This window comes from Peribacillus sp. SRI_006, assembly GCF_057586375.1.
In genome coordinates, this window is sequence record NZ_JBYCZT010000020.1 from 76,738 (window position 1) to 96,788 (window position 20,051).

Genomic DNA, 20,051 nt, shown 5'->3' on the forward strand with positions numbered 1-20,051 from the left:
ATGACAATCATAACTCTTTTCGAAACAAGAATCAAGGTTTTAAGATTCTTCAATATATTTTATGCAACCTCATACACTTTGGTTGTACAAAAAAGGACCATTGCCGGTTATAGGCAATGATCCCCTCATGATCAATGTAATTCAGTTTTGCAGTACATGGTTTTTCAAGGAACGTCGTAAAATTTTACCAGTCGCGTTTTTTGGAAGTTCATCCAAAAACTCAATTTTTGCCGGCACCTTATATTTGGCCAAGTGTACCATGCAATGGGCGAGCAGCTCTTCCTCGGTCAATGCATTGTTTTTCTTTACCACAAAGCATTTAACCACTTCCCCCTGATTGGGATCGGGAACGCCAATGGCTGCTGCCTCAACTACTTCAGGATGGGCATACAAAACCTCCTCCACTTCACGTGGATAGACATTATAGCCACCGACGATGATTAGCTCCTTTTTACGATCTACAATGAAAAAGTAGCCTTCATCATCCATCCTGGCTAAATCGCCTGTATATAACCAGCCATTTTTCAAGACAGCGGCTGATTCTTCAGGCATTTTATAATAACCTTTCATTACATTCGGACCCCTGACAATCAATTCTCCTACACCATTGATCGGCACTTCTTCTCCAAGCTCATTGACCACTTTGTTTTCCACCCTAAGGATGGATGTTCCGATGGAACCCGCCTTCCTTGGACGGTCCAAAGGATTGAAGCAGGTAACAGGGGAAGCTTCGGATAAGCCATATCCTTCTGAAACCCTAACATTAAATTTCCGCTCGAATGATTCAAGCAGGGACACTGGCATGGCGGATCCGCCAGATATGCATATCCGCAAAGACTTCAAAGCATCCTCTTTCGCATCTGGATATTGAAAAAGAAAGTTATACATCGTAGGCACGCCAGCAAAAACGGTTGCATCATATTTTTTGATTTGCCTGAATATTTCCTTTGGACTGAATTGCGGGACAATTAAAAGCGTACCTCCGCTTATCAACGGGGCATTCACAACTACCGTTAAACTGAAAACATGGAACATTGGCAATGTCGTAATGACACGGTCACTTTCCGTGATATTTAAATATTCACCAATATCATGTGCATTGGAGTAGATATTGGTATGTGTGAGCATGGCCCCCTTTGGTTTCCCCGTTGTCCCGGAAGTATAAAGTATGATTGCCGTATCTTCAGGATCCAGTTCAGGACCTTTAAAGCCTTCATCCCCCGATTCGACCATTTTTGTAAACGATTTCATTTTATTGCAGATGTTAAATTCGCTACTATCCCCACTATGCGGCTGCGTTTCACAAATTACATATTGTTCTACGCTTGAAAGGATAGGGTTCATTTTCTCCAGTAAGGGTAAAAGCTTATCTACTGCCACAACAACCTTTACATCGCCATTATTCAGGATATAACCAATCTCGTCAGGTGTGTATATTGGATTGACGGGAATTACGGTCGCCCCTGCTCGCATAGCTCCATACAATGAAATGATGAAATGTGGAGAGTTGCCTAATAACAGCGCAATGTTATCACCTTTTGAAACACCAAGCCTATGTAATTCGTCCGCGAACTTCGTAACGGCTTTATCCAATTCCCCATATGAAGTGGATTGATCCAAAAAGTAATATGCTGGCTTATCCGCCTTTTTTAAAGCCATTTGATGAAGCTGTTCAGATAAATTCATCTTTCTCCCTCCCCTGCAAATAGCATGAATGAATGGTCATTCATTTTTATGGTGAACTAAATACATTTTTATTATATTAAAAGAATGCGATCACAGCAACCATTTTATCCATATTCAAGCAATTACTGTCATTATTAGTCACAAAAGCCGTCCTAATAAGTCGGGACGGCTTTCAGGCTTAATATATTAAAGCCAATATTTCTTCTTTTGTTACATTGCCAAAATAATGACGAACATCGATCTCATCCAATACTCTGCTGATTGCTTCCTTTTCATAGCGTGTTCCAGTAAGCTTTCGTTCAATATCCGCTACCTCTCCAACCCCGAAGAAATCACCGTAGATCTTGCAGTTTTCAATGATTCCCCTGTTCACTTCAAGGCGGATATCAACAGATCCCACAGGAAATCTATGTGAGTTTTGCAAGTTGAATTTAGGTGATTTTCCGTAATTCCACTCCCAATTTTGATACCTATCTTCCGAGATTTCGTGAATTTTCTCCCAATCCGTTTCTGTTAAAACATACTCTGTAACCTTTCCGGTTTCTTTGAAAATATTTTGCAGAAGGAATGAACGGAATTCTTCAACAGACATCGGTTCTTTTAGAAAATCGGCGATATTACCGACACGGCTTCTTATCGATTTAATCCCTTTGGACTCGATTTTATCTTTTTTCACTTTTAAAGCGGATACAATGTGATCCATTTCTGATTGAAACAGCAATGTTCCATGACTGAACATTCTGCCCTTCGTTGAAAACATCGCGTTTCCCGAAATTTTCTTTCCTTCAGCCAGAATATCGTTACGACCGCTCAATTCAGCATGTATTCCTAGTTTCTCGAGCGTTTCCACGACAGGCTGGGTGAATTTCTTGAAGTTATGGAAACTGTCCCCATCGTCTTTCGTAATGAAACTGAAATTGAGATTCCCTAGGTCATGATAAACCGCTCCACCTCCGGAAAGGCGGCGAACAACTGTAATGCCCTTTTCATCTACATAATCGGAATTGATTTCTTCGATCGTATTTTGATTTCTGCCTATGATGATTGAAGGTCGATTAATGTAAAATAAAAGATATGTTTCATCTATGTTTAAATGTTTAAGCGCATATTCTTCGATGGCCAGGTTAATTCTTGGATCTGTAATTCCCTTATTATCAATAAAAAGCACAGTTGTTCCTCCTTGTAGACTTCATATCACTGATGTTTCATTTATAGTTGGAACTCGAGATTGGTTTTGGCTACAGCTATTTCCCTTTTGAATACCTCGGATGCTTCTTTTTTCAGTTGATCGAGATTCCCATAATGAGGGAGGTGAGTTAACAGCAAAAGCTGGACGTCAGCCTTTTCTGCCAGCATGCCCGCTTCCCTTGCCGTCATATGCCCCGCCTTTGAACCATCCATATCACTGTAAAAGTTACTTTCACATAATAAAACATTTGCGTCTTTAGCGAAATCTGCAAGCTCATCCATATATGAACTGTCACCTGTGTAAACTATCGAATGATTTTCAGCTTCGATCCTCATTGCAAAACAAGGGACTGGATGTTTTGTTTTCATGAACGTAAATTTACACGGTCCAATGGTTAAGGGGTGATCAGCAGAGATGGCTATCCCCTTTGTCACGTCTTTGTATGTTAACTTACCAAATTCGACTTCGTCCAAATCATGACCATATATAGGAATCGTCCTTTTTTCGCTGCCCAATATCTGCTGTATGAACGCAGCGTGCTGCAGGACACCAATATCCGCTACATGATCAGGATGATAGTGGGATAATACAACTGCACCAAGATCCTCCGGCTTCATATGGTTTTGAAGCTGTGATAGGACACCGCTGCCACAATCAAGCAGAATGCGAAAATCTTCATATTCAAGCAAATAGCCGGAACTTGCCTCATTTTTAGCTGGATAACCGCCCCAGCACCCAATTACGGTGATTTTCATTCTTAGGCACTCCTTTTTTTCTCTCAATGACTTCCCCATTAATATAAACTATTCTAGCCCTTATTTCACCTTTTTTTACTTATGTTATAAAACATTCATTGACATCTCAAATCTGTTATAATACAATAAAACCATAGAAAAGCGAATAATAAAAAATTCAGGAGATGATGTTCATGATTCAAAGTAGCGTTGAGTTCTTTAAAAATCTGCCACCGAAACAATGCACGGAATGCGGAAAAAAAATTGAAGAACAGCACGAATGTTATGGAAACCACTGTGATCATTGCCTTTCTGGAGAGTAGTAGTCTTTATGTTTCACCATCCTATCCCAAATAGCAGGATGAATTCATAGATGTTTCGGTTTCGCAGCTGAAAAAAACCCCAATGAAAGAAGAGATACCGATGATCGGCATCTCTTCTTTCATTGGGGTTCATTGCCTTTCAGCAAAAAAATAGAATGATCACGTAACGGATAATCCTTTGAACAAATATATTTTAAATAGTTCAGCAATTTCCTCTTTCTCTAATGGGGCATGGTTTCTTTCCCAATCAAAGATCAGGGCAAGGTACATCTTTAGCATCAGGAAAGCTGTTATCTCCGGATCGCAAGGTTGTATATGGCCCTTATCAATCGCTATTTTTAGTTTTTCCTTAATGTAGGATACAATGGCTTCTTCCATTTCATTAACCATTTCCTGAACGGCCGGTGTACCAATTTCCCGCTCTTCCTGAAGAAGTTTTAATGATAATTGATGTTCCTGCCTGAACTCCAGAATTCGATAAACGGCCCGATGCAGGTTTTCAAAAAAGGAGAGTTGGTCATCCAAAGATTGTTCCGCCTCATATTTCATTTCCTCTATCATCCGCTGAACGATTTCTTTAAACAGCTCTTCTTTATTTTTATAAAAGGTATAAATGGTCCCTTTTCCCACATTGGCAATTTTAGCGACTTGATCCATCGTCGTTGCCTTATAGCCAAAAAGTGAAAACGACTTGGTCGCAGCTTCCAAAATTAATTTTTTACGATCAACAGACATTTCCCACCTCAATTCTGACCAAACGGACAAAACAGTCATTATGTTCAACGATATCATACCAAAAATTTTCAGTTTTTTCAATTATATTTTCAATTCCCAAGAGAAACAATGGCCATCCCCGTTACTGGACAGCCACTTTTCGAAAATACATATTTATTTAAATCTGCAAGGCCAAAGGCAGCGTCGCTTTCCAGTGAATAACATAACTTCAAATGAAAATATGCAGAGCACATGGCAAGCATGGTTAAACTAATTTTCCCCTATTGACTGATCATTTTTCCTGTAATCTGTTTAAAATGATCGTGGCCAAAGCATCGATGAATTCAGGTTTAACATTGGGCATATCCGGCCTATAGTAGCCTGCGCCAATCTCTTCCGTCACAACCTTACATTCATAATCGTTATCATAGAGGACTTCAAGGTGCTCGGCAACAAAGCCAACAGGAATATATATGAAAGCTTTATAACCTTTTGCTTGATGAAGATCTCTGGTTAAATCCTGTACATCGGGTCCCAACCATGGTTCAGGAGTTTGTCCAGCGCTTTGCCAGCCTACTGCATAATTGGTAACCATTGAGTCTTCAGCGATCATGTCTGCCGTTTCTTTCAGTTGATTTGGATACGGATCTCCCGATTGCAAGATTTTTTCCGGGAGGCTATGTGCCGACACAATCAAAGCGAAATTATCGCGTTCTTCCGAGGTCATTTTCCCAATCACTTCTTTTACCTGGTCTACCCAATATTGGATGAATTTTGGCTCATCATACCAGCTTTCAACGGAAGTGATGGTCAGATCCCCCAATTTAGCGGCTTCATCCTGGGCACGTCCATTATAAGACTTCACGCTGAATGTTGAAAAATGCGGTGCCAATACGATACTGACCGCTTCTTTGATTCCATCTTCATGCATTTGTTTCACTGCGTCTTCAACAAAAGGTTCAATATGCTTCAGGCCAAGATATGCCTTGAATTCAACTTCCTCCTGAACGGAATTCAATTTCTTTTCAAGCGCTTCAGCTTGTCCTGCCGTTATTTTTGCAAGCGGGGATAATCCACCGATCGCTTCATATCTGCCCTTTAGGTCGGCAATCAATTCGTCGCTTGGCCGTCTCCCATGACGAATATGTGTATAATACCTTTCAATATCCTCTTCAGTGTATGGAGTACCATAAGCCATGACTAAAAGGCCCATTTTTTTTCTTGACATGAAGTTACACCTCTTTTAAAGATTTCGTTCTTTTATTGTGCATCCAATTAAGGAGTTTTAGCAAATGGTTCGCTCACCTTACTTCATTTTTGATGAATATTCATGAATGAAAGCGGTCAGCCTCTTCAGTGTTTCCGGATTTACGGAAGGGAAAACCCCATGACCAAGGTTAAAGATGTAGCCGTCCTGCTCCATGCCCTGATCGAGGATCCTTTTCGTCCGTTCTTCTATAACATCCCATGATGATAATAGCAGGGCAGGATCTAGATTACCTTGTACCGTTTTCTGGATTCCCATTTGTCTTGCTTCTGTAATTGGCAGTCTCCAATCAAGCCCGACTACATCAATCGGAAGATCATTCCACTCAAGTGCCAAGTGACTTGCGCCGACCCCGAACATGATTAGCGGTACATTTTCTTCACGCAATGATGAAAAGATACGAGTCATGATCGGCTTGATGAATACGCGGTAATCTTCAACATTCAAAGCACCCACCCAGGAATCAAAGATTTGGATGGCTTTGACGCCGGCTTTGATTTGCGACTTGACATAGATGATGATCATATCCGCTAACTTATCCATTAATGCAAACCAGGCCATTGGCTCGGAATACATGAAAGCTTTCGTCTTATTGTAGTTTTTGGAGGGGCCGCCTTCAATCATGTATGAAGCAATGGTGAAAGGAGCCCCTGAGAAACCGATCAAAGGAACGGACAATTGCTCCGTGGTCAATAATTTAATCGTGTCCAACACATATGGGATGTCTTTCTCTGGGTTCAATTCACCTAATTTTTCAACATCCGACACCGATTGGATCGGATTGGCTATGACTGGACCGATTCCGGACTTAATCTCAACATCGACACCAATGGCTGGTAGCGGTGTCATTATATCTTTATATAAAATCGCAGCGTCTACATCATATTGCTCAACTGGCAATCTAGTTACATAAGCGCATAATTCCGGCTGATGAGTAATTTCAAAAAGTGAGTACTTCTCTTTCAATTTACGGTATTCCGGCTGTGAACGGCCAGCCTGACGCATATACCAAACAGGCACATGATCCGTTTTCTCTCCTCTTGCAGCTTTTAAAAATGTATCATTCGTAATTTCCTTAGACATTAATATCCACCTTTCAAGCAATCACGTTTCTATTTTTATTCATTACCTACATAGAATATCAGAAGGATGTTGAATTTCAAATCGAATCTCCTTAAACTATAGCTTTTTCTATAATATATTTGTCAAAATATCGACTTTTATATAAGTATCTTACCGGTTTACCAGCTTAATGGTTAGTTTGGAAATGGTAAAAGCACTATTCATTGGGTAAAATGGGTATACAGGTACTATATAGAAATTGGAGGGGAATTTATGAATGTATTCATCACTTCAGGTACTTATGATTTTTTGAAATTAAAAAAAGATAAACACCCGAATGAAAAAATATTACTTATGCAGAATGCTCAAAACACAGTCCTATTACATGAAACTACAGGTAAAACGCTCTTCAGCTCGCCACGAAAATATGAGGTAGTCGATGGGAAGGGAACTCTTCAAGATCATGGATACGTGGTCATGAACAATATCCCTGTCAGTGAGGAAGGACGGCCGGTATTTGAACACCGTTTTAAAAACAGGGCCGGATTCATTGAAAATGAACCAGGCTTCGTTGCCCTTCGTATCCTGCGTCCAATCAACTCTGAAACATATGTAATCTTAACGATTTGGGAAAAACAATCGGACTTTATGAACTGGAAGAAATCCAGTTCATTCCAGCAGGCGCATAATAGTGACTCCAAACCTCCTGTTACGAATTCCAGCCAGAAGTTGTTTTCAGGTGAAGCCTTTGTAACGCAGTATACATTGGTGAAAGATTCTGAGGAATAGACTATTTAATGCTTAATAAGAGGCCCATCCTAAAGGATGGGCCCCTTCATAGTAATGCAGAACGTTATTTGGACGCTAAAAGTCATATAACCCTATAACAATCCGACAAATTCCTTCTTTATTTCCGGGGAAATGCAACCGATATTTACATATATTTCATCAGATCAAGTGGCCACGCAATGGTGGGCATTATTTTCTTCAGTATGGTAGCATATTTAATCATGAATGAAATTAAAGGAAACTCATTGAAATGGGCAATGGGAATTGGTTTCGTTTGTCTGGTCCTGCTGATCGGTTGATCCAGATGCTTTGATTTTCAGGGCGCACTCTTTTAACATAATTTTTTATCCACCCGTTTAACACATCACCCTCAGCAATTCCGATAGAGAAGACGGCCATGTTCCAATAGTCCTTCTTCATTATCCACAAATATAGAACACATAATATGCTTCCAAAACCAATGAACTTGGATTTCCCAAGATAGGTAATGGACTTGAAGAAAGTGAGCGAAAAAGTATTTTCCCCTACGGAAAAAAGTTCCGTAATATATGTATCGAACGCTAAAGCCTCCTCCCTTTGGACTTCATGCACCAAAAAAAAGAATAGCAACACGCAAAGCAAAACCAAAGCAATCCAGAAATATTTAATCATTATATATCTCTCCTGAAGGTATTTAATACACTTTGGATCATTCAGAATATGATATACTACTTACAATTAATCCAATCATTGGGAGGTGCAAAATGATACAGCGATTACACGATCTTCTGGATGGTTCATATGAAGAAATGGTTTCCATCAGGCGTTATCTTCATCAACACCCCGAGCTTTCTTTTCAAGAAACCCAAACGGCGGCCTTCATCGCTGGATATTATGAAAAACTTGGAATCGAACACCGGACGAATGTAGGCGGTAATGGTGTTATCGCCAAGGTCACAGGCAGTAAGCCTGGTAAAACCGTAGCATTGCGCGCTGATTTCGACGCCTTACCCATTCAAGATGAAAAAGAAGTTCACTATAAATCTTCCGTACCCGGGGTCATGCATGCGTGTGGACACGATGGCCATACAGCGACACTCCTTGTCCTTGCTAAAAACCTGAATGAACTGAAGGATGAGCTCGAAGGTGAATATATATTTATCCACCAGCATGCTGAAGAATATGCTCCAGGGGGTGCCAAACCGATGATTGAGGCTGGCTGCCTTGATGGAGTGGATGTAATTTTCGGTACCCATTTATGGGCAACGGCCCCAACCGGAACAGTCCAATACGCTTATGGACCCCTTATGGCCGCTGCTGACCGTTTTGAAATCACCATTCAAGGGCAGGGCGGGCATGGAGCCCAGCCGCATAAAACCCGTGATGCAATCTTAGTCGGCTCTCAGCTCGTCATGGCCTTGCAGCAAATCGTAAGCCGCCGCCTAAACCCAATAGATTCGGCAGTCATTACCGTCGGATCCTTTGTAGCAGATAATGCCTTTAACGTCATTGCAGATAAGGCTAAAATAATCGGGACCGTCCGCACATTCAAGGAAGATGTCCGTTCATTCATTAGCGAAGAAATGGAGCGGATTGTTAAAGGAACCTGCATAGCTGCGGACTGTACCTATGAATATCAATACTTTCAAGGCTATCCAGCAGTTATTCCACATGTCGAGGAAACTAAATTCCTCATCGAAAGTACTAAGTCAGTCAAGGAAGTTTTGGTTACAGAGGAAATTGACCCGGATATGACAGGTGAAGATTTTTCTTATTATTTACAAAATGTAAAAGGTACATTCTTCTTTACGGGAGCCAGGCCGAAAAATGAACATACATATCCACATCATCATCCTTTGTTTGACATTGATGAAAATGCGATGCTCATTGCAGCCAAAATATTAGGCACTGCAGCGGTGACCTATCACAATAAAAAACAATCATCCCAAATGGTGAATGAATCTTTATTGCGGTAATAGTGAAGGGACGGGTTATCCCCGTCCCTTACTGTTTAAGAAGTCTGATTCGGTAACAATGGACAGCCGTTTCCCCAAGATGTTCCAACAAATGATGGTTGGCATATCCACCGACAGCTGCCCCAATACCTGGAACGAGCTGGAACATTTTGATGACATCTATGTGATCGCGATATTCCTGCTGAAATTCTTGCCAGTCTATTTCCGGCCATTTCCCTGAATCCCATTCCTCTATTACCCGTAATGTTTCAAATTTCTTCTCCTCGCTTGAAAATGCCATCTGGAAGATATGGAGAATGAATAAACGTTCCTCATATTTATTTGGATCGAAACCGTATATACGGGATAGTTCGAATAATAATTTCATCTTGATGCTAAGCAATAATGGGAAATCAGCCAATCCAATTAAAAGCCCTGCCGCTCCGGTTCCCACACCCTCTATAACGGCCGTTTTCCGATATGCCGTTACAGTTTCCGCAACCCACTCTTCTTTTTGCTGCAAGGTTAGTAGCACTACATTTTTTTCTTTAGACATATATTTAGAACCTGATAATACGGCCTCTATCATCCCTTTAATACTATCAGTAATTACTTTGTGCACTCGGTCTGGAATATAACCATTCAATTTGATTTGCGCTTTTTTGGACATCCGCTCAAGCCTGCCGGGTTTCTTGGCTACTTTCTTTTTCCATGATACTAGTTCAGATAATGCCTTTTGTTCATATTCATCCATCATTCAACACCTCCGTTAAATATGTATATACCCCCTATGAGGCTTTTAGTTTCAATTTTCACTTCTTAAAAGAATAAAATAACTAAAACGTTTTTTGGGGGTTGTAAAAGTATCCAATGTTGTTTTCCACTCCAGACTGGTCCATTTCGAACCAAATTTTAGAATAGGTAATCCTTGATATTTTTACTGTCATCCTTAACGGATGGAAGAAATTTGCGGCACCCTGCCGAAAAACTGGCTAGCCGGGACCCCACAGACGCTTGCGTCGAGGAGGCTTGGCAGACCGTCGGCAGAAAGGGAGCGAATTTCTGGAATCAACTTTAACATTAATAAAGAAAAAGCTGATTTTATGAAAAATCAGCTTCTGCTTAAAAGTTTTTTATTTTCTTTGTTGCATAAATTTTAAAACCGAATATGAAAACAAGCCCCATTGCCAAGGCGGCTAAAGCGGACATCCATTCCCCTTTCACTAGCAGGACCAAACTGAAGACAAAGTCCTCAAATAATAGGAAATAGGAAATTAGTTTTATTACTGCAGATTCTCTCATTTTTGCTGGCAATGGATACAATGAGACCCATACTTTCCACTCATGTGCCTTCCAAACCGGCAGCAGTTGCAGGGCTGTCATGAATAAGAACATGAACGTAACAATCAAATGTGCAAATATGTTAGTGAATACACTTAAAATCACGGATCCCATGATCGTTAAACGAAAACAAAGTCCCACATAATCATTGGATCGCAGAAGGGTACGGGCGTAAAGATAGGTATAAGTTGACTTATCACCATACGGAATGAGTGCTAATAGCCAGTCCATCCATTTCCTTCTCGCTACCTTCCCTTTTAAATGAGGAACATCAGTAAACATGTTCGCTATTCGATAGAAGGAATTCATCCGTTTGTTTTCCAGTTCCACCAGCCGTTCCCACTTTAACACGAAACCTTTAGTCGCGCTTCGGTAATACATGTAAAGTGCTAACAATAATAAGAAGGTTATAAGTGCAAACAGTATATTTGCCCTTGAACAGATGAAATAAAGAATCACGCCATTAAGTAAAAAGCGGATGAGAGAGTCCCAATGGCTCACTGATGTATCCTGATATTTCAATACCAGCCAGCGCATGGTCAAATTCAAAAACTTCAAAATAAGCAAAACGGCCAGGATGATTCCAAGGTCCTTACCTCCTGCACCCGTAACCTTCGCATACATCGGTATCGATGCAATCAGGACAACCAGAAGAATAAAGCCCTGCATGACCCAGCTTAATATCAATGAATTCTTGAAATAACTTCTCAACTTCGTTTCAAGCGGAAGCAGGAATACCGTATCGGGTTCTTTCAAGAAAGTATTTATCGGGCTTCTGGTTACAATGATCGATAAAACAAAGGCCATGATCAATGCAGCAGGAAAATCATTGTTTAACGTCTTCACCCAATCACTGTAATAATAAGCCAACCCACCCAGAACCAAAACCATGACAAAAACAAGATGGCCATTAAAAATATAACGAAGATATTTTTGCGTTTCATTTATATAGCCTAAATATCTTTCCTTCCAGAGATTTTGACTATTCATGACCGATTTCTTCTTTCGTCAATTGGATATATAAATCGTCCAGAGTTGCCCCTGGCATGGAAAATTGTTCACGAAGCTGCTCAAGATTGCCTTTCGCCCGAATCTCTCCATTATGCAGTATGATGAAAGAATCACAATACCTCTCGGCTGTCGCCAGAATGTGTGTAGACATTAAAATTCCCGCTCCGCTCTCTTTCATCTTCCTCATCAAATCAAGCAGGGATTGAATGCCTAGTGGATCAAGACCTACGAAGGGTTCATCGACGATATATAAAGACGGCTGAACTAAAAAGGCGCACATTATCATGACCTTTTGCTTCATTCCCTTTGAAAAATGGGCCGGGAACCATTTAAGCCTTTTCTCCATATGGAATTCCTTTAACAGAACGTCCATCCTTTCTTTAAATGTGGCTTCCGCCAAACCATGTGCCATGGCTGTAAGCTTTAAATGCTCCTCAAGTGTAAGCTCATCATACAAAATGGGCGTTTCTGGAACATAAGTGAATTGTTTTCGATATGTATCCGGGTCCTGAGCTAGTGTTTTACCATGAATCGAGACGCTTCCGCCTTTCGGCTCCATTAGTCCGATGATATGTTTAATCGTCGTACTTTTCCCAGCCCCGTTAAGCCCAATTAACCCAACCAGCTCATTTGGCTGAATGTCAAAACTTATTCCTTTTAAAACGGGCGTTTTCGTGTATCCGCCCACTAACTGCTTTATTTCCAATAAGGACATATAAACGATCCTTTCTATATAGAGGTTCTTATTTCCATTTTATCAAATTCTCCTGCTTTTATATAGTCGAGTGTTCCGGAACAAAATTTCCATAAATAACTAATTATATTTTTCCTGCTTGATGGCCATCATAATTAAGGAAGAAGGGGTTAGTCATTACGTGTGATTCACATCATATTGTAAATGAGGTGTCAGTTAAAGACGTATTATACTGAAATACCCATTAGGTTTATTACAAATGATTTACATCATATTGTAAATGAGGTGTCAGTTAAAGACGTATAAACTGAATTAAACCAGAAGCTTCATAACAAAAATCGTTTCGAGCAAGGAGATGGTTCTCTTGCACGTAAAAGCAGAAAAATCATTCAATAATTATCAATTATGCTTTAAAAGTTGATGAAACTTTAAAGATATAGGAGATGGTTGCTTTGAATGGAAAATCTCTATTTAGATAATAACCATATTTTACTACAATGTAGATGAGGTGTTTGTCGCAGAGAATTTATGCTAATGCGAATTTTGAAGCAAAACCCCCTTTTTCGACAGGCAGGGTGCAACTTAATGTTGCATCCTGTTTTTATATTTTTCCTTTTCTCAACGATTCAAGCTATGGTACGATTAACCAAATACATTAACTTTTAAAGGAGCGTTATTCATGAGTGATTGCATTTTTTGCAAAATAATCGATGGGGAAATTCCAAGTAGTAAAGTTTTCGAAAATGAACATGTTTTGGCCTTTCTCGATATCAGTCAAGTAACGAAAGGCCATACGCTGGTAATACCTAAAGTACATAAGGAAAATCTTTATGAGTTGACACCAGAGATTGCCAAGAACCTTTTTGAAGTGGTGCCGGAAATTGCCCGCGCCATGAAGCAGGAATTCCAACCTGTAGGCCTGAACCTTTTAAATAATAACGGTGAAGCTGCAGGGCAGTCCGTTTTCCATTTTCATATGCATTTAATTCCTCGGCATGGGGAAGGTGACGGCTTTGGTGCAGTTTGGAAAACAAATACCAGCGACTATACACCGGATGACCTGAAACAAATCGCTGACTCCATTGCACAGCATATACAATGAGACTGCAATAGCCTGTTAAGAAGGTTTCTTTCTCCTTTCGTTGCTTGAAAAAATGATCCCGAGTTGGTCCTCACTTTAAAGTGCAGGACCTTTTTACTTTGGTCTGTTATTAAAAAACGGATTTAAAATTCTAAATTTTCCTCCAATTGAATTTAGTTTTCTGGTAGGATATATGAATAGTCTCAAATACTTTATCACATAGTCGCATAGGAGGAAAAAAATTGAAACGTGCACGTAATTTTAACGCTGGGCCAGCCGCCCTTCCTTTAGAAGTTTTACAAAGAGCCCAAAACGAATGGTTGAATATTGAGGATTCCGGTATGTCTGTCATGGAATTAAGCCATAGAAGTTCCGAATTCGAAAAGATTCATAACCATGCCATTCAATCATTAAAAGAACTTATGGAAATTCCTGAAGATTATGAAGTTCTCCTGCTGCAAGGAGGGGCAAGTCTACAATTTTCCATGATTCCCATGAACATTTTGAAAGATGGAAAAAGGGCAGATTATGTCCTCACTGGTTCTTGGTCGGAGAAAGCATTAAAAGAAGCCAAAAAGGTTGGTGAAACGGCCGTAGTAGCTTCATCCAAAGATGAAAAATATACGTTCATCCCTAAAGTGGAAGATATCAAATTGAATGACGATGCTGCCTATCTTCATATCACAAGCAATAATACGATTTACGGAACACAGTGGAAGGATTTCCCGGAAACAGGCAACATTCCTCTAGTAGCCGATATGTCGAGTGATATTCTCAGCAAAAAGATTGATATTAGTAAATTCGGCATCATCTATGCTGGTGCACAAAAGAATCTAGGTCCGTCGGGAATCACAGTCGTTATCATCCGTAAAGATTTAATAACGGATAATGACAAAATCCCATCCATGATGAACTATTCGATCCATTCAAAAAATAATTCTTTATACAACACTCCTCCGACATTGGCCATTTACTTATTGTCCCTTGTGCTGGATTGGGCAAAAGATCAGGGCGGAGTGGAAAAGATTGCTGAAATCAACGAAGAAAAAGCAAAAGTCATTTACGATGCCATCGACGGCAGTGATGGTTTTTATAAAGGCCATGCCCTACCGGACAGCCGTTCATTAATGAACGTAACGTTCACGCTTCCGTCCGAAGAAGCTGAAGTGCTATTCCTTAAAGAAGTGAAGGAAGCCGGATTCGTAGGACTGAACGGTCACCGTTCCATCGGCGGCTGCAGAGCATCCATCTATAATGCGGTCCCTCTATCCCATTGCCAGGACCTTGCTGATTTCATGAAGAAATTCCAGGAATCGTATAAAGCGAAGGAAGCACAAACTCTTTAATTCAAACAAATATAACTTCTAAAAAAATAGGTCTTATGATATACTATTTTAAACTTCTTGCAACAAGCAATAGTGCATTGTTGAAGAAAAGCTGTTAGTTGAGATGAGAATAGGAGAGATGAGTAAATGAAAACGAAAACCCTTGTGTCACTGTCCCTATTAATCGGGATTGGGGCTGCCCTGCATTTTATCATACCTGGATTCTTCCTTGGAATGAAACCGGATATGATGCTGTTGATGATGTTTTTGGCGATTACCCTGTTTCCCGCTAAGAAGAATGTATTCATTGTCGCCCTGGCAGCAGGAGCCATCTCTGCCATGACAACTACATTTCCAGCAGGACAGATCCCAAATATCATAGACAAATTGGCAACAGCCTTTCTGTTTTACCTTTTATTCATCAGTCTAAAGAAGTTTTCAACATCCGTTGTCACCGTCAGTATCTTGACTGCCGTTGGAACATTGATTTCCGGCGCTGTCTTCCTTGGTTCGGCTTATTATATCGTTTCCCTTCCAGGGCCTTTCGTTGCACTTTTCGGAGCTGTTGTGCTTCCTGCCGTATTGTTAAATACAGTTGCGATGGTCATCATTTATCCAATTGTGAACGGCATCGTAAGAAAATCAAATATACCCATTAATGCTTAAGCAGCAGGATCATCATACCTAAAAAAGCACCGGACAGTCCGGTGCTTTTTTTTTCCAATCATATGAATCTGGAATTCTAGTCAGAATCATCCTCCAATGGTCAATGAATCAATATCCACATAAACCAAATGAAAAGCAGTAAAACCCCGGGGAGACCCATAGCGAAGGCTCTAGCCTGGAGCACCCTCCTAGGCGGATAGATGCCAGGAGATTTAGCTTGCCTTAGAAAATACCCCATTCCGCACAGGCATACCAGGCCTAATAAAAAAATGATTTTCATTATTAACCCACCAGTGCCATCCAAGTTCCGACAGCTTGTTTTTATTATCTATATGCCGCTCTTCCCTTTATATGAAGCATTATTATTAAAGCTTCAAGTTATTTTTAAATATTATATATTTACTCTCTAAGTTTAAAAAAATATTTTTGTGATATAAAGATAAAATGGTCGATTCTCTTCCATAAGGATGAAAATTATGGTATTTTGATATCAATAGTATTTCTCTCCCTATTTATCATAATTTCCAATTGATGCAGCAGGGATTAAGACCATGGAAAGCGAAAACATATTATAAAATGAGGTGATCCTAATGAAAGCAAAATCATTACTAATTGGCTTTTTGACCGGAACAGTAGTAGCTGGTGCGGCAACCTTACTTTCGACACCAAGTTCAGGTAAAGACCTACGGACCCGCATCAAGACGAATACCGACGAAATTAAGGCTACAATTGATGAATTAAAGGTAAAAATGCAGAATATTAAAGATGACACGATGGAAGCTTCACAAATCAGCAAAGAAACGGTAAAAACATTCATTTCGGATGTTCAGGTCGTCATCGAGAACTGGAAGCGGGAAATCGAACCCAATAAGAATGAATTATTGAAGAACGTTCAGGAAATTGAAAATTCATTGAAAGAATTGGAAGCTGCCGCCCCTACTTCTAAAAATAGCTGACATCGTCACACAAGCTTGATTCTCCATTTTTCCCAACAAATTACATGATTTATTTGAGAAGAATGGAGAATTCATTAAAAAACTAAAATTTTCTAAAAATTTTGCAAATATTTTTCTTTATTAATTTTTATTTTATTGTCATAATAAATATATAGAATCTTATAAGTAGGTGAGCCCATAATATGCAGAATAAAAATTATTCTATGAAAGAAGCAATGATTTTTAGTCAACGAATTGCACAATTAAGCAAAGCATTATGGAAATCGATTGAAAAAGATTGGCAGCAATGGATCAAGCCCTATGATTTAAACATCAATGAGCACCATATTCTTTGGATTGCTTACCATCTTAATGGATCTTCCATTTCAGATGTTGCAAAATTTGGGGTCATGCATGTTTCTACCGCATTTAACTTTTCAAAAAAATTAGAGGAACGCGGATACTTAACATTTTCAAAAAAGGAAAATGACAAAAGGAATACGTATATAGAGATCACAGCGGAAGGTGAAAAAATTCTCCTTGATTTAATGGAGACATACGACCCAAGTAAGAACTCCGCTTTCTCGGGTGCACTTCCATTGCGTGAGCTTTATGGCAAGTTTCCGGATATGATTGAAATGATGGCCATCATCCGAAATATTTACGGTGAAGACTTCATGCAAATCTTTGAACGATCCTTCGATAACATCGATCAGGAGTTTACGGACGTGGAGGGTAAAATCACAAAAAAAAAGATAGAGAAAGAAACTGAGCCAGTTTAATCTCATACTCTATCCATTTCCTTCATGAATGATACATATAAACCTTGTGAGATGCATGCATCAATGCATTCCTTTGTAGTTATTTTTGGATTAACCTTTCTTTCAAATTGATTAAAAAGCGGTCGAAAGTTCATATACCCTTCCGCTTTTTCTATTTCATAGCGTTTGCTCAAGATATCACATGTTTCCAATAATTCTTCCGCTTCCTTTTTCGTGAAATTTTTTTCCACAAATAGATAGTCCAACTTGGCCTCCGGATTGCGTATAAGGTTTAATAAAAGCCGTTGATGAAAACGGAGTATTTCCATTTCTTCATTTATATTTTTCATACATCACTAATCCCCATTCAATCATTCAATTTAACATAAAAGACTTATAACCAATTTTTGATTTTTCACACTCGGTAATCCGCCTGATCCCCATTTCAAAACCTGCCCATTGCATGCTTACTCACAAAAGTGATTTCATCTTAAACATAATCCAAGAATTCCATTGCTTTTTCCACCCATTCATCGTAATGTATGTAAGTATATTCAACAGCTTTGGAGGGCTGATTTCGAAATGAATTCGTGGAAAACAATAGACGTGGCAAAACAATATGGGAATTGCCGTCTGCTCTTTTTTTCAGTTTTTACTATATTGATGTCTTTTGTTCTGATCTATACATTATTAAGTGTCTTTTCAACCCATGTTATTTTGTATGGCGATCAAACAATGGTATTTTTTAGCCTATTGCTCTTATTATATCCTGTTCACAAACTATTACACTATTTACCTTTACGATTATTATGTAAAAAAGTGAAAACTTCATGGTCCTTGAAGTGGAACCTGGTGTTGACATGCAGAGTCAATGTGCATGATCCGATTCGAAAGCATCTTTATCTCTTGACCCTTGTGTTGCCTTTCGTCATTATGTCTGTCACTTTGATTGGTTGTGCCCTTAGTTTTCCGCATTACATCCATTATTTCACTATTTTATTATCCCTGCACACCGGCTTATGCGTATCGGATTTTATTTATATAAAAAACCTTGTTGGTTCCCCAAGGCATTCTTTTATCGAGGAACATCTCGAAGGATACGATATACTTATTCAAAAGTGATCCCTTATTCATTCATAATGATGACTGCTAAGATTTTTAGGTATCTTTTTTCATTATAATTTGGTATCGTATTTATACATGATGTTTTGCAAGGAGGGATTTTAGGTTTTGATCTCGTTCTGGTTTATTATTTTTGCTATTTTGATCCTTTATAATATTAATAGAATGACAAACTCTTTATGCATTCAAAAGGAAATTGCTGAAGACCGGCAGCCTAAAGTATTCAGGACCATTAATGTATTAATTACTATTATGTTATTATCCTCCTATATTGAAATTTTGTATACGTAGAGATGAGCAACAAATGATGTCCATCATTTGTTACATACATTGGTGATACCCGGAGCATTATCCACATAAAGAAAAAGGGCGAAGCAAAAGCTTCGCCTTTTGTTTATGATTTTATAACCAAGAAGCTCCAATGATGACTAACAGGATGAAAAGAACGACAATTAGAGCAAAGCCTCCACCTATTCCTCCAGACATTGATCTTCCTCCCTTCCATTCTTAAGTAATAATAATTTAATGCACACTCTTATATCCGCCAAAAGGAATCCATTCCTTTCATAGCTTGAAAATCACTTAAATCTTTTTTGTTGAGCGGCTACCCTATCCTATTCAACTCCATGGCAAAAGGAGTGGGCTCTTTCCATTAGTAATTTTGCAGCCGATTAGCAAAAGGCTGCTCCTACAATTATTAATAAAATGAATAACACCACTAACAAAGCGAAGCCTCCGTTAAATTCATTACCCATTATGCTACCCCCTTTTGTTGTCCTCGATTTATCATATGTAATGGATTAATATCCGGGTAGGCGTACACCCATTTTTCAAAAAAATCTTATTCATGCACCAATATATTATTTTTTGTAATGTAACCAGAATATGTTATAGTTAATTTTGTGGAAATACGAAAAAATAGCAAACCAGAAACTTATAACTAGGAGTTGTTTTTATGAAGAAGTGGGCATTATCGATTGCTGTTACTGCAGGGCTGATCGGACTTACAGCATGCAACAGCGACAAGGAAGCAGTCGTGGAAACTAAAGCGGGGGATATAACCAAAGAAGAATTTTATAATGTAATGAAAGACCGTTATGGTGAAACCGTTCTTCAAGAACTTGTTTATGAAAAAGTTCTTTCTGAAAAATATACAGTAACGGATAAAGAAGTTAAAGCTAAAACGGACGAACTTAAAGCGCAAATGGGTGAAAATTTCGAAACGGCCCTGGCCTCTTCCGGATATAAGAGCGAAGCTGATCTTAAACGTGCACTTAAAATCGGCATGCTTCAAGAAAAAGCAGCCGTTGCCGATATAAAAGTTAAAGAAGCTGATGTGAAAAAAGCTTATGAAGACTATAAACCACAAATCAAAGCGAGACATATTCTCGTGAAAGATGAAAAAACGGCCAATGAA

25 protein-coding genes are annotated in these 20,051 nt (G+C 39.2%); 11 read left to right on the plus strand and 14 right to left on the minus strand.

The features are described from left to right. Positions 1–141: 141 nt before the first annotated feature. The 3 genes from AC2YHV_RS24175 to AC2YHV_RS24185 all read right to left on the minus strand — a co-directional run bounded on the left by AC2YHV_RS24175 (position 142) and on the right by AC2YHV_RS24185 (position 3,630). Positions 142–1,686: a fatty acid--CoA ligase family protein gene (locus AC2YHV_RS24175; RefSeq protein ID WP_487374351.1), complete on the minus strand. Its 1,545-nt coding sequence runs from the start codon at positions 1,684–1,686 to the stop codon at positions 142–144. A gap of 178 nt (positions 1,687–1,864) precedes the next feature. After that, a complete protein-coding gene (lplA, locus tag AC2YHV_RS24180; RefSeq protein ID WP_057275811.1) occupies positions 1,865–2,854 on the minus strand; it encodes a lipoate--protein ligase in 990 nt (329 codons plus the stop codon). Positions 2,855–2,895: 41 nt separating this feature from the next. Then, complete coding sequence (locus AC2YHV_RS24185) at positions 2,896–3,630, minus strand: MBL fold metallo-hydrolase (protein ID WP_106026630.1); 735 nt, start codon at positions 3,628–3,630, stop codon at positions 2,896–2,898. Positions 3,631–3,803: 173 nt separating this feature from the next. Here AC2YHV_RS24185 and yhfH point away from each other — a divergent pair, with 173 nt between their 5' ends. Beyond that, the gene (gene yhfH / locus AC2YHV_RS24190; RefSeq protein ID WP_065310849.1) at positions 3,804–3,932 is read left to right on the plus strand and encodes a protein YhfH; all 129 of its coding nucleotides are present in this window, start codon (positions 3,804–3,806) and stop codon (positions 3,930–3,932) included. Between the two features lie 159 nt (positions 3,933–4,091). On the opposite strand, the gene AC2YHV_RS24195 is transcribed toward yhfH, so the two are convergent. The 3 genes from AC2YHV_RS24195 to hemE form a co-directional block, all read right to left on the minus strand. Then, positions 4,092–4,667, minus strand: a complete 576-nt coding sequence (locus tag AC2YHV_RS24195) for a TetR/AcrR family transcriptional regulator (protein WP_057275809.1) — start codon at positions 4,665–4,667, stop codon at positions 4,092–4,094. 271 nt (positions 4,668–4,938) lie between these two features. Beyond that, on the minus strand, positions 4,939–5,874 hold the full coding sequence (hemH, locus tag AC2YHV_RS24200; RefSeq protein ID WP_487374352.1) for a ferrochelatase: 936 nt from the start codon (positions 5,872–5,874) through the stop codon (positions 4,939–4,941). A 78-nt stretch (positions 5,875–5,952) separates the two neighbouring features. Then, positions 5,953–6,996: a uroporphyrinogen decarboxylase gene (gene hemE, locus AC2YHV_RS24205; protein ID WP_413004641.1), complete on the minus strand. Its 1,044-nt coding sequence runs from the start codon at positions 6,994–6,996 to the stop codon at positions 5,953–5,955. Positions 6,997–7,248: 252 nt separating this feature from the next. Between hemE and AC2YHV_RS24210 the strand changes: the two genes are divergently transcribed. Then, the gene (locus AC2YHV_RS24210) at positions 7,249–7,764 is read left to right on the plus strand and encodes an antibiotic biosynthesis monooxygenase family protein (RefSeq protein WP_057275807.1); all 516 of its coding nucleotides are present in this window, start codon (positions 7,249–7,251) and stop codon (positions 7,762–7,764) included. 231 nt (positions 7,765–7,995) lie between these two features. On the opposite strand, the gene AC2YHV_RS24215 is transcribed toward AC2YHV_RS24210, so the two are convergent. Further along, positions 7,996–8,415, minus strand: a complete 420-nt coding sequence (locus AC2YHV_RS24215; RefSeq protein WP_487374353.1) for a hypothetical protein — start codon at positions 8,413–8,415, stop codon at positions 7,996–7,998. 92 nt (positions 8,416–8,507) lie between these two features. On the opposite strand from AC2YHV_RS24215, the gene AC2YHV_RS24220 reads away from it, so the two are divergent. Then, a complete protein-coding gene (locus tag AC2YHV_RS24220; protein WP_098864182.1) occupies positions 8,508–9,719 on the plus strand; it encodes a M20 family metallopeptidase in 1,212 nt (403 codons plus the stop codon). Positions 9,720–9,747: 28 nt separating this feature from the next. Here the strand turns inward: AC2YHV_RS24220 and AC2YHV_RS24225 are convergent, their stop codons facing one another. The 3 genes from AC2YHV_RS24225 to AC2YHV_RS24235 form a co-directional block, all read right to left on the minus strand. Next, positions 9,748–10,455, minus strand: coding sequence for an EcsC family protein (locus AC2YHV_RS24225; protein ID WP_222620129.1), 708 nt, complete (start codon positions 10,453–10,455; stop codon positions 9,748–9,750). A gap of 365 nt (positions 10,456–10,820) precedes the next feature. Beyond that, positions 10,821–12,029, minus strand: coding sequence for an ABC transporter permease (locus AC2YHV_RS24230; protein ID WP_487374354.1), 1,209 nt, complete (start codon positions 12,027–12,029; stop codon positions 10,821–10,823). Beyond that, on the minus strand, positions 12,022–12,765 hold the full coding sequence (locus AC2YHV_RS24235; RefSeq protein WP_048677969.1) for an ABC transporter ATP-binding protein: 744 nt from the start codon (positions 12,763–12,765) through the stop codon (positions 12,022–12,024). The genes AC2YHV_RS24230 and AC2YHV_RS24235 overlap by 8 nt, the downstream gene beginning before the upstream one ends. A gap of 658 nt (positions 12,766–13,423) precedes the next feature. Here AC2YHV_RS24235 and AC2YHV_RS24240 point away from each other — a divergent pair. The 3 genes from AC2YHV_RS24240 (at position 13,424) to AC2YHV_RS24250 (ending at position 15,816) form a co-directional block, all read left to right on the plus strand. Further along, positions 13,424–13,846, plus strand: coding sequence for an HIT family protein (locus AC2YHV_RS24240; protein WP_057275801.1), 423 nt, complete (start codon positions 13,424–13,426; stop codon positions 13,844–13,846). A gap of 221 nt (positions 13,847–14,067) precedes the next feature. Further along, positions 14,068–15,171, plus strand: coding sequence for a 3-phosphoserine/phosphohydroxythreonine transaminase (serC, locus tag AC2YHV_RS24245; protein ID WP_487374355.1), 1,104 nt, complete (start codon positions 14,068–14,070; stop codon positions 15,169–15,171). Positions 15,172–15,297: 126 nt separating this feature from the next. Continuing rightward, complete coding sequence (locus AC2YHV_RS24250; protein ID WP_063577111.1) at positions 15,298–15,816, plus strand: tryptophan transporter; 519 nt, start codon at positions 15,298–15,300, stop codon at positions 15,814–15,816. 100 nt (positions 15,817–15,916) lie between these two features. Here the strand turns inward: AC2YHV_RS24250 and yhzF are convergent, their stop codons facing one another. Further along, complete coding sequence (gene yhzF, locus AC2YHV_RS24255) at positions 15,917–16,096, minus strand: membrane protein YhzF (RefSeq protein ID WP_034314687.1); 180 nt, start codon at positions 16,094–16,096, stop codon at positions 15,917–15,919. A gap of 310 nt (positions 16,097–16,406) precedes the next feature. On the opposite strand from yhzF, the gene AC2YHV_RS24260 reads away from it, so the two are divergent. Continuing rightward, the gene (locus tag AC2YHV_RS24260) at positions 16,407–16,772 is read left to right on the plus strand and encodes a YtxH domain-containing protein (protein WP_057275799.1); all 366 of its coding nucleotides are present in this window, start codon (positions 16,407–16,409) and stop codon (positions 16,770–16,772) included. 182 nt (positions 16,773–16,954) lie between these two features. Further along, on the plus strand, positions 16,955–17,533 hold the full coding sequence (locus AC2YHV_RS24265; protein WP_034314691.1) for an HTH-type transcriptional regulator Hpr: 579 nt from the start codon (positions 16,955–16,957) through the stop codon (positions 17,531–17,533). A gap of 2 nt (positions 17,534–17,535) precedes the next feature. Here the strand turns inward: AC2YHV_RS24265 and AC2YHV_RS24270 are convergent, their stop codons facing one another. Beyond that, positions 17,536–17,862 (minus strand): DUF1878 family protein, encoded by a 327-nt coding sequence (locus tag AC2YHV_RS24270; RefSeq protein ID WP_053534080.1) that lies wholly within the window; start codon positions 17,860–17,862, stop codon positions 17,536–17,538. Positions 17,863–18,247: 385 nt separating this feature from the next. Between AC2YHV_RS24270 and AC2YHV_RS24275 the strand changes: the two genes are divergently transcribed. Then, positions 18,248–18,634 carry a DUF3267 domain-containing protein gene (locus tag AC2YHV_RS24275; protein ID WP_223255829.1) on the plus strand — a complete coding sequence of 129 codons (387 nt, stop codon included), beginning with the start codon at positions 18,248–18,250 and terminating at the stop codon, positions 18,632–18,634. A 108-nt stretch (positions 18,635–18,742) separates the two neighbouring features. Next, positions 18,743–18,925 (plus strand): hypothetical protein, encoded by a 183-nt coding sequence (locus AC2YHV_RS24280; protein WP_034314696.1) that lies wholly within the window; start codon positions 18,743–18,745, stop codon positions 18,923–18,925. Between the two features lie 111 nt (positions 18,926–19,036). Here the strand turns inward: AC2YHV_RS24280 and AC2YHV_RS24285 are convergent, their stop codons facing one another. Together AC2YHV_RS24285 and AC2YHV_RS24290 are read right to left on the minus strand one after the other, a co-directional pair. Next, a complete protein-coding gene (locus tag AC2YHV_RS24285; RefSeq protein ID WP_034314699.1) occupies positions 19,037–19,120 on the minus strand; it encodes a YjcZ family sporulation protein in 84 nt (27 codons plus the stop codon). Positions 19,121–19,305: 185 nt separating this feature from the next. Next, positions 19,306–19,389: a YjcZ family sporulation protein gene (locus tag AC2YHV_RS24290; protein WP_106026634.1), complete on the minus strand. Its 84-nt coding sequence runs from the start codon at positions 19,387–19,389 to the stop codon at positions 19,306–19,308. 200 nt (positions 19,390–19,589) lie between these two features. On the opposite strand from AC2YHV_RS24290, the gene AC2YHV_RS24295 reads away from it, so the two are divergent. Then, the coding region (locus AC2YHV_RS24295; RefSeq protein ID WP_487374356.1) for a peptidylprolyl isomerase at positions 19,590–20,051 on the plus strand (462 nt) is incomplete at its 3' end.